This window comes from Pseudomonas syringae group sp. 247E2 (assembly GCF_032587795.1).
Taxonomy (GTDB): Bacteria; Pseudomonadota; Gammaproteobacteria; order Pseudomonadales; family Pseudomonadaceae; genus Aquipseudomonas; species Aquipseudomonas amygdali.
On sequence record NZ_JAWHPK010000015.1, the window covers coordinates 439,770 to 453,897 of the forward strand.

General features: G+C 57.6%; 9 protein-coding genes and 2 tRNA genes. 7 read left to right on the top strand and 4 right to left on the bottom strand.

Going from position 1 to position 14,128, the window contains the following annotated elements; translation table 11 throughout:
• Nucleotides 1–35: 35 nt before the first annotated feature.
• The gene (locus RYC18_RS17245) at nucleotides 36–3,509 is read right to left on the bottom strand and encodes a NahK/ErcS family hybrid sensor histidine kinase/response regulator (RefSeq protein ID WP_316886524.1); all 3,474 of its coding nucleotides are present in this window, start codon (nucleotides 3,507–3,509) and stop codon (nucleotides 36–38) included.
• 209 nt (nucleotides 3,510–3,718) lie between these two features.
• Here RYC18_RS17245 and RYC18_RS17250 point away from each other — a divergent pair, with 209 nt between their 5' ends.
• A complete protein-coding gene (locus tag RYC18_RS17250; protein ID WP_235813716.1) occupies nucleotides 3,719–5,593 on the top strand; it encodes a membrane-associated oxidoreductase in 1,875 nt (624 codons plus the stop codon).
• 135 nt (nucleotides 5,594–5,728) lie between these two features.
• Nucleotides 5,729–7,603, top strand: a complete 1,875-nt coding sequence (locus RYC18_RS17255; protein ID WP_005732890.1) for an MFS transporter — start codon at nucleotides 5,729–5,731, stop codon at nucleotides 7,601–7,603.
• A gap of 85 nt (nucleotides 7,604–7,688) precedes the next feature.
• Here RYC18_RS17255 and RYC18_RS17260 read toward each other — a convergent pair whose 3' ends face one another.
• Nucleotides 7,689–8,636 (bottom strand): bile acid:sodium symporter family protein, encoded by a 948-nt coding sequence (locus tag RYC18_RS17260; protein ID WP_005747132.1) that lies wholly within the window; start codon nucleotides 8,634–8,636, stop codon nucleotides 7,689–7,691.
• Between the two features lie 89 nt (nucleotides 8,637–8,725).
• The gene (gene rdgC, locus RYC18_RS17265; RefSeq protein ID WP_316886525.1) at nucleotides 8,726–9,646 is read right to left on the bottom strand and encodes a recombination-associated protein RdgC; all 921 of its coding nucleotides are present in this window, start codon (nucleotides 9,644–9,646) and stop codon (nucleotides 8,726–8,728) included.
• 171 nt (nucleotides 9,647–9,817) lie between these two features.
• Between rdgC and RYC18_RS17270 the strand changes: the two genes are divergently transcribed.
• The 5 genes from RYC18_RS17270 to RYC18_RS17295 all read left to right on the top strand — a co-directional run bounded on the left by RYC18_RS17270 (nucleotide 9,818) and on the right by RYC18_RS17295 (nucleotide 12,735).
• A tRNA-Val gene (locus tag RYC18_RS17270) sits at nucleotides 9,818–9,893 on the top strand.
• Nucleotides 9,894–9,914: 21 nt separating this feature from the next.
• Nucleotides 9,915–9,991, top strand: a tRNA-Asp gene (locus tag RYC18_RS17275).
• Between the two features lie 603 nt (nucleotides 9,992–10,594).
• Nucleotides 10,595–10,990 (top strand): hypothetical protein, encoded by a 396-nt coding sequence (locus RYC18_RS17285; RefSeq protein WP_004643774.1) that lies wholly within the window; start codon nucleotides 10,595–10,597, stop codon nucleotides 10,988–10,990.
• A gap of 121 nt (nucleotides 10,991–11,111) precedes the next feature.
• Nucleotides 11,112–12,302 carry a CaiB/BaiF CoA transferase family protein gene (locus tag RYC18_RS17290; RefSeq protein ID WP_005743810.1) on the top strand — a complete coding sequence of 397 codons (1,191 nt, stop codon included), beginning with the start codon at nucleotides 11,112–11,114 and terminating at the stop codon, nucleotides 12,300–12,302.
• Nucleotides 12,303–12,357: 55 nt separating this feature from the next.
• The gene (locus tag RYC18_RS17295) at nucleotides 12,358–12,735 is read left to right on the top strand and encodes a VOC family protein (protein ID WP_002552629.1); all 378 of its coding nucleotides are present in this window, start codon (nucleotides 12,358–12,360) and stop codon (nucleotides 12,733–12,735) included.
• Nucleotide 12,736: 1 nt separating this feature from the next.
• Here RYC18_RS17295 and RYC18_RS17300 read toward each other — a convergent pair whose 3' ends face one another.
• Nucleotides 12,737–14,080 (bottom strand): dicarboxylate/amino acid:cation symporter, encoded by a 1,344-nt coding sequence (locus RYC18_RS17300; RefSeq protein WP_044323699.1) that lies wholly within the window; start codon nucleotides 14,078–14,080, stop codon nucleotides 12,737–12,739.
• Nucleotides 14,081–14,128 lie beyond the last annotated feature (48 nt).

A 14,128-nucleotide genomic window follows, 5' to 3' on the forward strand; every position in this document is an offset into this window, starting at 1 on the left:
GTCCGCGGTCACGGCGAACAACCGTCAGCCCTTTCTCAGTCCAGATTCACATGCCGGCTCAGCAGCGCTCGCAGCGCTGCAGGCTTGACCGGTTTTGGCAGATAATCGAGTCCTGCTGCGTGCACCTGAGCGATCAACTCCGGACGACCATCGGCGCTGATCAGCACGCCCGGCACTGGTTGCCCCAGGCGTGTTCTTAGCCAGGCCATCAGTTCAGTGCCGGTTTCGCCCTCATCCAGATGGTAATCCACCAACGCAATCTGCGGCCTGACGCCATTGTTCAGCAGTGCTTCGCATTCCTGACGACTGCGAGCGGTCCACACCTGACAACCCCAGCGTGATAGCAGGCTGTTCATGCCGATCAGGATGCTGTCTTCATTGTCGACACACAGCACCTGCGTGCCGTTCAGCGCGGGTCGGCTGACATCCGGCAGCGTGTCGGGCATTGTCGCCGGGGCTGCTGCCAGTGGCACCCGCACGCTGAAAACGCTGCCTTTGCCAAGCCACGAACGCACCTGCAAAGGGTGCTCGAGAATGCGACACAAACCATCGGCAATAGCCAGCCCCAGGCCCAGCCCCTTCGCTGCGTGAGTCTTGTGGCTGTCGAGGCGTTTGAATTCTTCGAAGATCACCTGGCGCTTATCTTCGGGGATGCCCGGCCCGCGGTCCCAGACCTCAAGGCTCAGGCTGTCGCCGTAACGCCTGACACCCAGCAGAATAGGGCCTTTGGCATAGCGGAAAGCATTGGTCAGGAAGTTTTGCAGGACCCGGCGCAATAGCTTGATGTCGCTGTCGACGCGCAGCGAAGTGCCTCTGACACGAAAATTCAGACCTTGCTCCTGGGCCAGCGCTTTGAATTCGGCGCCCAGGGTGTCAAACAGCGCGTTGAGCGGGAATGGTTGGCGGTCCGGGGCGATCTTGCCGTTTTCCAGGCGCGAGATGTCCAGCAGGTCGCTGATCAGGTCTTCGGCAGAACGCAACGAGCTGTCCAGATGCTGGACCAATTGCTGGGCGTCGCTGGAAATTCCGTCCTGCTGATGCGACAGCGCAGCAGAAAACAGCCTTGCAGCATTCAGCGGCTGCATCAGGTCATGGCTGACGGCGGCCAGAAAGCGGGTTTTCGATTCGTTGGCGGCTTCGGCGATGCCCTTGGCCTCGGTCAGCGCCTGATTGAGCTGCGACAACTCATGGGTACGTGCGGCGACACGCTGCTCAAGGCTTTCATTGACGCCTTTGAGGGCCTGTTCGGCGGCACGAAACGCGGTGATGTCGGTGAAACTCATGACGAAACCGCCGCCGGGCATCGGATTGCCGATCAGCTCGATCACCTGCCCGTTGGGGAACAGCCGCTCCGAGGTGTGCGCGCGGCCCTGACGCATCCAGTGCAGACGTCGCGCTACATGCACTTCGGCCTCACCCGGCCCGCACAGCCCACGTTCGGCGTTGTAGCGAATGATGTCGGCAATCGGCCGGCCGACGCCAATTAGGCCTTCGGGGTAATTGAACAGCTCGAGGTAGCGGCGATTCCAGGCCACCAGCCTCAAGGACTGATCCACCACACTGATGCCCTGAGTAATGTTTTCGATGGCCCCCTGCAACAGCGCACGGTTGAACTGCAAGACTTCGGACGCTTCGTCGGCGATGCGTACGACGTCTTCCAGCTGCATGTCGCGCCCTTCAATAGCAGCCTTGACCACGGCGCGGGTCGAGGAAGTGCCGAGCACGCCAGCCAGCAGCCGCTCGGTGTGCGCGATCCATTCTCCGTTGGCATTCAAACTGGGGTTGAAACCCTTGCCTTGTCTGTTGGCGAAGCGAATGAAGCTCTGACGCGCCCGGTCTTCACCAACAAAGCGCGCCGAGAGGTTGAGCAGGTCTTCTATCTGGACGGCGAGCAGCGGTCGGCTGAAGTCGCGCCCCTGGGTTTCCTGGCCAATGAAACGACCTGCCTGCCAGTGCTCCGCCACTCGGGTGCGGGACAACATCGACACCCAGGCGAACAGCGTGCAGTTGCCGGCCATCGACAGCACCACGCCCTGAGTCATCGGTGAGATCGGCAGGTCGAACGGGTTGCTGTGCAGCCAGGACAGTAGCGGGAAATTGCTCAGCGACCAGCCCATGCCATGCGCCGCGACCGGCAATACTAAGGTGTAGAACCAGATGAAGATCCCCGCCGCCAGGCCTGCAAAGACACCACGCCGGTTAGCCTGCTTCCAGTACAGCGCACCGAACATGGCCGGTGCCAACTGGGTGATCGCGGCGAAGGCAATCTGCCCGATAGTCGCCAGGCTGGCCGTTGAGCCCAGCATCCGGTAGCTGACATAGGCCAGCAGGAGAATCATCACAATGCTGATGCGCCTTACCGAGAGCATCCAGTGACGAAACGCTTCGAACGGCCGCTCGGTGTTTTTGCGCCTTAACAGCCAGGGCAGCAGCATGTCGTTGGATATCATCGTCGACAGCGCCACGCAGGCGACGATCACCATACCGGTTGCCGCCGATGCGCCGCCGATGAAGGCCAGCAAGGCGAGTGACGGGTGAGCGTGCGCCAGTGGCAGACTGATCACGAACGAGTCGGGCAGCATGGACGCGGGCAGCAGCATTTGTCCGGCCAGCGCAATCGGCACGACGAACAATGCCGCCAGTGCCAGATAGGCCGGGAACACCCATTTGGCGAGATTCAGGTCCTGAGGCTCGATGTTTTCGACCACCGTGACGTGAAACTGTCGCGGCAGGCAGACAATCGCCATCATCGCCACACCGGTCTGCACGAACATCGACGGCCAGTTGATCGTGTCTTGCCAGTATTCCTCGAGGCGTGGCGCAAGTTTGGCCTGATTGAACAGGTCGTCGAATCCGTCGTACAGGCCGAACGTGACAAACACGCCGACTGCCATGAACGCGAACAGCTTGACCAGCGCTTCGAAAGCAATAGCCAGCACCATACCGCGATGGTGTTCAGTCACATCCAGATTGCGTGCGCCGAAGACGATGGTGAACAACGCCAGAATCAGCGACACCACCAGCGCGGTGTCCTGAGCGCGGGTGCCGGTGGAATCAGCCACGGCACCGATCAGGATATTCACGCCCAGCACGATGCCTTTCAGTTGCAGCGCGATATACGGCAGCATACCGATCAGGCAAATCAGCGCGACCATGACCGCCAGTGACTGGGACTTGCCGTAGCGTGCCGCGATGAAGTCGGCAATGGAGGTGATGTTCTCCTGCTTGCTAATCAGCACCATCTTCTGCAGCACCCATGGCGCCAGCACCATCAGCACGATAGGCCCCAGATAAATCGGCAGGAACGACCACAGCTGTTCGGCGGCCTGACCCACCGCACCGAAAAACGTCCAGCTGGTGCAATACACCGCCAGCGACAGGCTGTAGACCCAGGCGCGCATGGTCGGGCGCAGCGATGCGCTGTAGCGGTCGCCGTAAAAGGCGATAGCAAACATGATGGCCATATAGGACAAGGCAACGGCCGCAATCAGCCCGCTGGACAGCGACATATGAAATTCCACACCGTATCGATAGCGCGCAGTCTCGCACGATGGCCGCGCTTCGTCTTTGTCGACCAAGGTCGAGCGTGGCGGGGGAGCAATGGGCACGATGCTTTACGGAATAATCCTTGATGGCTACTGGCCCTGTGTCTAGTATTCCCGGTTTTTGATCAGACGATCAGTTGCACACAACGGGTCGCGCGCATAAGGGATAAAAGATGAAGGCGCATGGACGCTCGTTGGCTGATTTCGGCCCGCTGAAACCGGCTGAGCAGAGTTTGCTGGATTGTTGTCGTTTCGGGACGATGGCGAAGATAGGCCCGGTTGTTCCCGAAGAGCCATCAACTGACAACACTGTTCGCGCGGGCTTTCTGCGTTTTCTTGTTTTGGGGGGCGATGGCAGCGCACCTGTTCACGAGCGTGGTGTTCAGCTCAAAGGCGCTTATATTCAAGGCTGGCTGAATCTGAACTCGACAGTTGTGCCGTCTCCGCTGCTCATTCAATTCTGTCATGTACAGCGTGAGATCATACTGACAGATGCCACATTCGCGCATTCACTGGTTTTATCCCACTCGACCCTTCATGGACTTGATGCATCCCGGGTTCTGATCGAAGGACGGCTGTTCCTTATCAAAACGACATCCAGCGGTAAGATTAATATTAACGGTGCTCATATCTCGGGTCATGTGAGTTGCTCAGGTGCACAGCTTGATGGTTGTGGTTCCTGGGCGCTGTCTGCCGAAAATGTACTCTGTGGAGGCAATTTTCAATTACGTGGTGGTTTTTCGGCCAAGGGTGGCGTCAACCTGATGGCCGCTAAAGTAGAGGGGCAATTGGCCTGCGAGGGCGGCATCACCGCCTCAACAGGTCCAGCGTTCCAGGCTGACAGGATTCATGTGAAGGGCAGCGTCTTTTTTTATAAAGGTTTTTCATCCGTTGGCACTCTGCGTTTTCTAGGTGCGAACGTGCACGGACAGTTCAATTGCAATACTGCGCGCTTGAATGGGAACGGTCGTACTGCGCTAAGCCTGGACGCGGCAGTTATTGCGGGTTCGTTGTTTTTAGGAAGAAAATTCAGTGCTGTCGGTAGCGTGGTACTGCACAGTACGCACATCAAGGGAGACTTGGTGATGCGTGGAGCAGACCGCTTGAGCACACTCTCCGCCAAACGGATCAATATAGGCGGCGCCCTGGTATTGCGAGACTTGCTCAACCCTCTTGATAGCGCCTCATTTGCTGGAGGAAGGGCTGGATCGCTGGATGATGACAAGAAGTCGTGGGGTAAGGACATCGATCTTGATGGCTTTGTATTCAAATTTATTCATGTTCACTCAGCCATGTCGATTACGGATCGTCTGGACTGGCTCAGTAGTAAGCAGCGCCTTGTTCCCGTGAAAGCAAAACCTGTGGAGTTTCGTCCTCAACCGTGGCGACATCTACAAAGTGTTCTTGATGAAATGGGCCACGCTGAAGAGGCTCGTCAGGTAGGCATAGAGTTCGAAAAGCGCCTTCGCGCTGCCGGTTTGATCGGCCAAAGCCCTAAGCGCTGGAACCCTTTACGGCGTTACTTCTACAAAAAACTCATGACCTTCTTGCATGTCATGTACGGCTACCTGACAGGTTACGGTTACAGGCCGATGCTGCTGTTACGTTCGTTTCTGATGGTCTGGTTAGTGTGTTCAGGCATCTATTGGCTGGCCGCTAACGAAGGCGCAATTTTTGCTCCAAGCGACCCGCTTGTTTTTCAAAACGAGAAGTATGCGTCATGCATGCCTCCGGCCTCACCCACAGGGCAAGAGCCATCCGATACAGGTAACTGGTATCTCTGCGCTGAGCTGCCAGAGGCCTATACCGGCTTCAGCCCACTTGCATTCTCTCTTGATTTGCTGCTCCCGCTGGTAGACCTGCACCAGGAAAAAGACTGGGCTCCGTTGATTGAAACCCCGAAGGCGAATATTTTTGCAGAGCTGTGGGGTTTCTTCAGTGCCAAGCGGTTGGTGCGTTTTGTAATGTGGGTCGAGATACTTGCGGGATGGGGCTTCAGCTTGCTGTTCGTGGCCGTCGTATCAGGGTTGGCACGACGCAAAGAGTAGCGTTTGGTTTGACAGGCTTCGCATCGTGAGTCGGTAGAAGCAAGAGCACTATCGACATATGCCTGCTTAACGTCTTCAATGGCGCACTTGCCGGAGCGACATGCTCCGGTCAACAGCCTCTCAGGACCACGGACGATGAGCCAACAGTCACAATTCAGCTTGCTCGGGAAACGCCGTTTCCTGCCGTTTTTCATCACGCAGTCCCTCGGGGCGTTCAATGACAATATTTTCAAGCAGTCATTGATCCTCGCCATCCTCTATAAGCTGAGCATCGACGGGGATCGTTCGATCTATGTCAATCTGTGTGCCTTGCTGTTCATCCTGCCGTTCTTCCTGTTCTCGGCGCTGGCCGGGCAGTTCGGCGAGAAGTACCCCAAGGACACGCTGATCCGCATTATCAAGTTCGGCGAGATCGTCATCATGGCGGTAGGGGCTGCGGGCTTTCTGTTCGATCACCTTGAATTGATGCTGGCGGCGCTGTTCGCCATGGGCACACATTCAGCGCTGTTCGGGCCGGTCAAATATTCGATCCTGCCCCAGCACCTGCGCGAGAGCGAACTGGTCGGTGGCAACGCGCTGGTCGAGATGGGCACCTTTCTGGCGATTCTGGCCGGCACCATCAGTGCTGGCGTGATGATGTCTTCTGCGCACTACGCCTGGGTGGTGGCGGCTGCCATCGTGCTGGTCGCCTGCCTGGGGTTCCTGGCCAGCTTCGGTATCCCGCGCGCCGATGCCGCCTCGCCGGAGATGAAGCTCAACTGGAACATCTTCACCCAGTCATGGGCGACCTTGCGCATGGGGCTGGGGCAAACGCCTGCGGTTTCGCGCTCGATTGTCGGCAACTCGTGGTTCTGGTTCGTGGGGGCGATCTACCTGACGCAGATCCCGGCTTATGCTAAGGAGTGGATGTACGGCGACGAAACGGTTGTTACGCTGATCCTGACCGTGTTCTCCATCGGCATCGCGCTGGGCTCGCTGCTTTGCGAGCGGTTATCCGGGCATAAGGTCGAGATCGGGCTGGTGCCCTTTGGCTCGATGGGCCTGACGATTTTCGGTCTGTTGCTGTGGTGGCATTCGGGCGGTTTCCCGCAGAACGTGCAGGCCAACGACTGGCTGGCAGTCCTTTCCTACGGGCAGGGCTGGCTGGTGCTGTTCGATATTCTGGGTATTGGCGTGTTCGGCGGCTTCTATATCGTGCCGTTGTACGCCCTGATCCAGTCGCGCACGCCGGTGAAAGAGCGCTCGCGCGTCATCGCCGCCAACAACATCCTCAACGCGCTGTTCATGGTGGTTTCGGCGATTGTTTCGATCCTGCTGCTGAGCTTCGCCAAACTGTCGATTCCGCAGCTGTTTCTGGCGGTGTCGCTGATGAACATCGCCGTCAATATCTACATCTTCAAAATCGTCCCCGAGTTCACCATGCGCTTCATGATCTGGCTGCTGGGCCATTCCATGTACCGCGTCGAGCATCGCGATTTGAACCGGATACCAGATGAGGGCGCAGCGCTGCTGGTCTGCAACCATGTCTCCTTTGTCGATGCGTTGCTGATTGCCGGTGCAGTGCGGCGGCCGATCCGATTTGTTATGTACTACAAGATCTACCAGTTGCCGGTCCTCAACTTTATCTTCCGCACGGCCGGGACCATCCCGATTGCCGGGCGCAACGAGGACATGGACATCTACGAGCAATCGTTCAAGCGCATCGCTCAGTACCTCGCGGAAGGCGAGCTGGTGTGCATCTTCCCGGAAGGCAAGCTGACCACCGACGGCGAGATCAGCGGCTTCAAGAGCGGCATGAGCCGCATCATTGAGGAAACCCCGGTGCCGGTCATTCCGCTGGCACTACAAGGGTTGTGGGGTAGCTTTTTCAGCCGTGACCCGAGCAAGACCCTGTTCCGTCGCCTCTGGTCGCGTGTGGTGCTGGTCGCGGGTTCGCCCATTGCAGCAGATGTTGCAACGCCGGTGGATGTGCGTGAAGAAGTGAAGGCGCTGAGAGGGAAGGTGCAATAAGCGCTCCGCGCTGCATTGGCACGATATGACTATCGTGCCAATGCTCGTAGGCATGCATTTCTGCATCCCAGTCATGCGCCGCTCATCAACGACCCTGCCTGGTTTCTTCCTCCGGCATCTTCCTGAAATACGTCGATAGCAGCGCACCGGAAATGTTGTGCCAGACGCTGAACAGCGCGCTCGGCACCGCCGCCAACGGCGAGAAATGTGCGCTGGCCAGCGCAGCGCCCAGGCCGGAGTTCTGCATGCCGACTTCCAGCGCCAGTGACTTGCGTTGCGCCAATGGCAGCTTGAAGACCTTGCCGGTGAAATAACCCAGCAAAAAGCCGAAGGTGTTATGGAGGATCACCACGGCCATGATCAACAAGCCCGATTCGGCGATTTTCGCCTGGCTGGCGGCAACTACGGCGCAGACGATCATCACGATGCTCACCACCGAGACCAGCGGCAGCACGTCCACGGCGTAGCTGACCCGCGCACCCAGCAGACGCTGTGCAACCACACCGAGCACGATCGGCAGCATGACCAGTTGCAGGATTGACCAGAACATATCGAGGAAGGACACCGGCAGCCACGCCGACGCCAGGAACCAGATCAGGGTCGGGGTCAGCAGCGGGGCGAGCAGGGTGGTCACCGCCGCGATTGCCACCGCCAGCGCCAGATCACCTTTGGCCAGCCAGGCCATGACGTTGGATGACGTACCGCTCGGGCAGCAGCCGACCAGAATCACACCCACAGCGATTTCCGGCGGCAGTTGAAACACCTGACACAGCAACCAGGCCACGCCGGGCATGATCACAAAGTGCGCGACCACACCCAGCGCAACGCGCCACGGGTTTCGCGCCACCTCAGAGAAGTCTTCCAGCTTCAAGGTAAGACCCATGCCGAACATGACCAGACCCAGCAGCGGTACGATCCAGCTTTTCAGACCGATAAAGGCCTGCGGGAACAGAAACGCCAGGATGGCGAACAGCAGCACCCAATAAGCAAAGGTATTACCGACAAACCGACTCAAGGCTGCCAACGCACGCATGGAGTGCTCCCTCCTGTAAAAAAACCTGTGTGAAATGAACGCGCCGTCTCACAGGACGGCGCGGTGTTGCAGGCAGTGACGGGCGGGGATCAGATCCCCTGCGGGATTTCCTCGCCGCCCAGCGCGTCGAACAGTTCCGGCAGGAACTCGCCGAAGGTCAACATCATCAGTGTGAAGCTGGCGTCCAGCTGGCCCAGTGCTTCGTCGCCACCGTCCTGTTCCGCCTGATCCTGCAGCAGGTCTTCGAACTTCAGGCGCTTGACCACCAGCTTGTCGTCCAGCACGAACGACAGTTTGTCCTGCCAGGCCAGCGACAGCTGGGTGACGACCTTGCCGGTGTTCAAGTGCAGCTGAATTTCGTCGCTGGTCAGGTCCTGACGCTTGCAACGTACGATGCCGCCGTCTTCGTGGGTGTCGCGCAGTTCGCATTCGTCAAGCACGAAGAAGTTGTCGGCCGCTTTCTGGGTCTTGACCCAGTCGGTCATGGTCGCACTCGGCGAAACCTTGACGGTCAGCGGACGTACCGGCAACGAGCCGATCACTTCACGCAGTGTCGACAGCAGGTCTTCGGCGCGTTTCGGGCTGGAGGCGTTGACCAGAATCAGGCCCTGCTTTGGCGCGATGGCAGCGAAGGTCGCGGAGCGGCGGATAAACGCACGCGGCAGAAAGGCCTGGATGATTTCATCCTTGAGCTGATCGCGCTCCTTCTTGTAGACCTTGCGCATCTGCTCGGCTTCGATCTCGTCGACCTTTTCCTTGAGCGCGTCGCGTAAAACGCTGCCCGGCAGAATGCGCTCTTCCTTGCGTGCAGCAATCAGCAGGAAGTCCTGGCTGATGTGTACCAATGGAGCGTCCTCGCCCTTGCCGAAAGGAGCGACGAAACCATAGGTGGCCACCTCCTGGCTGGCGCAGGCACGAGCCGGTTTGGTTGCCAGTGCTGTCTCCAGCGCTTCGGCATCGAAAGGCACGTCCTGGGTCAGGCGATAGACAAGCAGGTTTTTGAACCACATGAGGTGAGTCTCTCTTTCTATACAAAGGCGGGCATTATTCGCTCCTCGGCGGCTGCGGCCAACCCTGCACAGAGCGTTTGTAAGCCTTTGGAAGGATTATAAAAATTATTTAAAAAAGTGCTTGCCAGAGTGCAGGTCGCTCCGTAGAATGCGCGCCACACCGAGAGTGAAGGGTGATTAGCTCAGCTGGGAGAGCAGCTGCCTTACAAGCAGCGGGTCGGCGGTTCGATCCCGTCATCACCCACCAAACTCGCTTTTAGTGTTACGCGCAGCGGTAGTTCAGTCGGTTAGAATACCGGCCTGTCACGCCGGGGGTCGCGGGTTCGAGTCCCGTCCGCTGCGCCATATTCAGCTTCAAGGCCCTTGAACTCCTTGAAGCAAACAGAAAGCCCGCCTTGTGCGGGCTTTCTGCTTTCTGCTTTCCTGAAACGATGAAGTCTTCGTTCATTCATCGGGGTGTGACAGGCAGCTACCGAGCCATCCTGGTAAGCATACGACCAAGCTATTTCCGCCCAGGCTTTCGACCATGCGCGGGCCATCTGCATCGGCCACGTTGGCCAAGGTCAGCAGTCCATTTTGATGCGCGTTGTGAAAACAATATTCAGTGCAGTCATCGCAGTTCAATACCCTTGACGTTTGGTTTCTGACGGCACGGTCTGGTTGATTGTTGCAGAGGAGCGCGGTTTTCATGTGATACAACGTTGTGTGCTTCCACGCATCATCAGGTAAGACTTCCTCTTAACCAATGTAAGTTATTTCCTTATTTATTGAAGTTTATGACTTGCTCTTTGTTTAATGCGATCAGGTCCTTGATTTCTCATCTTCGCTGGTATTAGCTGGTTTTGTCGGTTGGTGCCTTCAGTGTGCTGATCGAATGTCTTATATCTGATTCTGTAAGGTCGCCCTGTCAGGGCGATTGAATGCTCTATATTTAAATAAGGAAATTATATGAACACTGGTCTTAAACTGCTAATGGCTGCATCTGTCATGGCCGCCTCCGTCAGCGCGTTGGCCTTGCCTGTGCTGCACACCGCGACTATCGATCAGCACGGCACTGTCGTTGCTCAATCGTCTCCGTGGATCAAGTCCGTAAGTTACAGTAGTAAGAGCGACTATTTCGCAACGTATAAAGTGATTTTCAATGAAGACCACTTCAAACGCTCGCCTGGTTTCTGCTCGGCATCTTCTATTGATACCAGTGACTATGAACGGTTGTTCTACGGGCACGTCAAGTTGGGTGGCGCTGCCACCACAAAAGAAGTCAATGTGTTAGGTCTCATGGTCGGTAAGGACGGTGCCTCGGGTGACGCTTCTATGAGTTTTCAGCTGGCGTGCAGCAACTGATTGAATGAGCCTCACCGGGGTTGGGGGGTGGCGAGGGCAGAACCTTGTCAAACGCCTCCGGCTTTCCATCCACCGCATTTGCGCAGATCATCTATCCATTCCCAACAAGAACGGACGTGTCATGAACTTACCTCTTCAGGGCATCAAGGTGGTGGAGCTGGGCCAGCTTATTGCCGGACCTTTTGCGGCGAAGATCCTTGCCGAGTTCGGTGCCGAGGTCATCAAGGTCGAGCCGCCGCTGACCGGTGATCCTTTGCGCAAATGGCGGTTGCTGCACAACGGCACATCCGTATGGTGGGCGGTGCAGTCGCGCAACAAGCAGTCGGTGACCCTCGACCTGCGTCAACCAAAGGCGCAGGAGATGGCCCGCCAGCTGATCCGTGATGCCGATGTGCTGGTGGAGAATTTCCGCCCCGGTACGCTTGAGGGTTGGGGGCTCAGTTGGGAAGAGCTACATGCCCTCAATCCGAAACTGATCATGCTGCGCGTCTCCGGCTATGGGCAGACCGGCCCGTACCGTGACAGGCCGGGTTTTGGCGTAATAGGCGAGGCGATGGGCGGTTTGCGTCATTTGTCGGGCGAGCCAGGGCGTACGCCGGTGCGTGTCGGTGTGTCGATCGGCGATTCACTTGCAGCGTTGCACGGCGTGATCGGCATTCTGCTGGCGCTTCGTCACCGCGAGCAGAATGGCGGTGATGGGCAGCAGATAGATGTCGCGTTGTACGAGTCAGTGTTCAACGTGATGGAAAGCCTGATTCCCGAGTATTCGGTATTCAATACTGTCCGTGAGCCAGCAGGCAGCAGCATGCCAGGCATTGCACCAACCAACGCCTACCGCTGCAATGATGGCAAGTACGCGCTGATCGCAGGTAATGGCGACAGTATCTACCGCCGGTTGATGGAAAAAATCGGTCGAATGGATCTGGCCAATGACCCCGAGCTTGAGCACAACGACGGGCGGGTCAGGCATGTGGCACGCATTGATGCTGCCATTTCGACCTGGACCGCCGAGCGCTCGATGGACGAAGTTCTTGCTGCACTCAACGAGGCGCGTATCCCGGCAGGCAAGATCTACGACGCTGCCGATATCGCCGGTGACCCGCATTATCAGGCGCGTGACATGTTGTTGCAGAGCGCGCTGGATGACGGCACGCCCGTTACCCTCCCGGGGATTGTGCCTAAACTTCAAGGCACGCCGGGCCAGGTAAGAACGCCCGCGCCGACCTTGGGTCAGCACACCGACGCCGTTCTCGAAGCACATGGTATAGACGCAGCCACTCGCGCCGAATGGCGTCGGCTTGGCATCATCTGATCCGAAATGCGGCCTTTGCCGTAAACAGAACTCTATTCCAAACGGAGCTGATCCCGTGATTGATCATCTGGACCATCTTGTATTGACCACTGCTGATGTTGACGCCTGCAAGGATTTTTACGTACGTGTCATGGGTATGGCCCCTGAACGCTTTCGCCAGGGCCGACTGGCGTTTCGCTTCGGCAATCAGAAAATCAATGTCCATGAGCGTGGTAAAGAGTTCGAGCCCAAGGCCCATCTGCCTGTGCCAGGTGCTCTGGACTTGTGTTTCATTGCCAGCATCCCGCTGGCTCAAGTCATCGCGCACCTGCAGGAGCAGGACTGGCCTATCGTTGAGGGTCCGGTGGAGCGTACCGGCGCCACCGGGCCGATTCGTTCTGTGTACGTGCGCGATCCTGATCTGAACCTGATCGAAATTTCCGAATTGGCCTGATTCAGGTCGGCGACGGACTGATCCCTTCCGTGATCGCGGCAGGTCTGGCCTGACCGGTTTTCGGCAGGGGCAAAGGCTCGGGTTGTTTCGGCTCGTCCTCGCCATTCAGCGCCCGGTGCATCTTTTCGCTGTCCAGTGCGCCGACCCATTTGGCGATGGCCATGGTGCCGACGCCGTTGCCGATGGTATTGGTGATCGCTCTCGCTTCCGACATGAAACGGTCCACGCCCAGTAACAGCACCATGCCCGCGACCGGGATGGTGCCTAGGGACGCGAGGGTCGCGGCGAGAATGATGAAGCCTGAACCCGTGACACCCGCCGACCCCTTGGAGGTGAACATCAGCACCACCAGTACGATCAACTGGTCGGCCAGGGTCAGTGGCGTATTGGTCGCCTGGGCGATGAAGATCGCGGCAATCGTATAGTAGATCGCCTGTCCGTCCGGGTTGAAGGTCAGGCCGGATGGAATGATCATTCCTGCAACCGGTTTTGACACGCCGGCTTTCTCCATTTTCGAGATCATCTGTGGCAGCACCGATTCAGATGAACTGGTGCCCAGCACCGTGAACAGTTCTTCCTTGATGAAACGCAGAAATTTCCAGAGGCTGAACCCGCTGTAGCGGCATATCGGCCCGAGTACGAAGATCACGAACACTGCGCAGGTCAGGTAGACGCAGGCCATCAGTTTGCCGAGAGAAAACAGCGAACCGAAACCATATTTACCTATGGTGAAGGCAATTGCGCCGAATGCGCCGAGCGGTGCCAGGCGCATGACCATGTTGACGATTCTGAACATGCCCTGCATCAGGCTGTCCAGCGCATCGACAAAAGGTTTGGCGCGCGGGCCTACCTGCGCCAGAGCGATCCCGAGCAGGATCGAGAACAGCAGGATTTGCAGAATATTGCCCTTGGCGAATGCGTCGATGATGGTGTCGGGAATGATGCCCATCAAAAAGTCCATGAACGACGAATGCTTCGCCGCGCTGGTGTAGGTGCTCAGGCTGGAAGAGTCCAGCGTTGCCACATCAATGTTCATCCCGGCACCGGGTTTGAATACATCCACCACGACCAGACCAATGACCAGCGCCAGGGTCGACACCACTTCAAAATAGATCAGTGCCCGAAACCCGACGCGGCCCAGCTCCTTCATGTTTTCCATGCGCGCGATGCCGGACACCACTGTCAGGAAAATCACTGGTGCGAGCAGCATCTTGATCAGCTTGATGAATGCATCGCCGATGGGTTTGAGCGCTGCGCCGGTCTCCGGTGCCACAACGCCAACGATGGCGCCTAGAATGACCGCGAGTAAAACCTGTACGTACAGTTTGCCTAGAATGCTTTTCATGACCGGGTCCTGAGTTTTTATTGTTGTCAGGAAATGCCCGGAGACTCG

What these genes read in the sequence shown, in the direction of transcription:
- RYC18_RS17245 (WP_316886524.1), bottom strand. Translation starts at nt 3,509, where the DNA reads ATGTCGCTGTCCAGCGGGCTGATTGCGGCCGTTGCCTTGTCCTATATG.
- RYC18_RS17250 (WP_235813716.1), top strand. Translation starts at nt 3,719, where the DNA reads ATGAAGGCGCATGGACGCTCGTTGGCTGATTTCGGCCCGCTGAAACCG.
- RYC18_RS17255 (WP_005732890.1), top strand. Translation starts at nt 5,729, where the DNA reads ATGAGCCAACAGTCACAATTCAGCTTGCTCGGGAAACGCCGTTTCCTG.
- RYC18_RS17260 (WP_005747132.1), bottom strand. Translation starts at nt 8,636, where the DNA reads ATGCGTGCGTTGGCAGCCTTGAGTCGGTTTGTCGGTAATACCTTTGCT.
- rdgC (WP_316886525.1), bottom strand. Translation starts at nt 9,646, where the DNA reads ATGTGGTTCAAAAACCTGCTTGTCTATCGCCTGACCCAGGACGTGCCT.
- RYC18_RS17285 (WP_004643774.1), top strand. Translation starts at nt 10,595, where the DNA reads ATGAACACTGGTCTTAAACTGCTAATGGCTGCATCTGTCATGGCCGCC.
- RYC18_RS17290 (WP_005743810.1), top strand. Translation starts at nt 11,112, where the DNA reads ATGAACTTACCTCTTCAGGGCATCAAGGTGGTGGAGCTGGGCCAGCTT.
- RYC18_RS17300 (WP_044323699.1), bottom strand. Translation starts at nt 14,080, where the DNA reads ATGAAAAGCATTCTAGGCAAACTGTACGTACAGGTTTTACTCGCGGTC.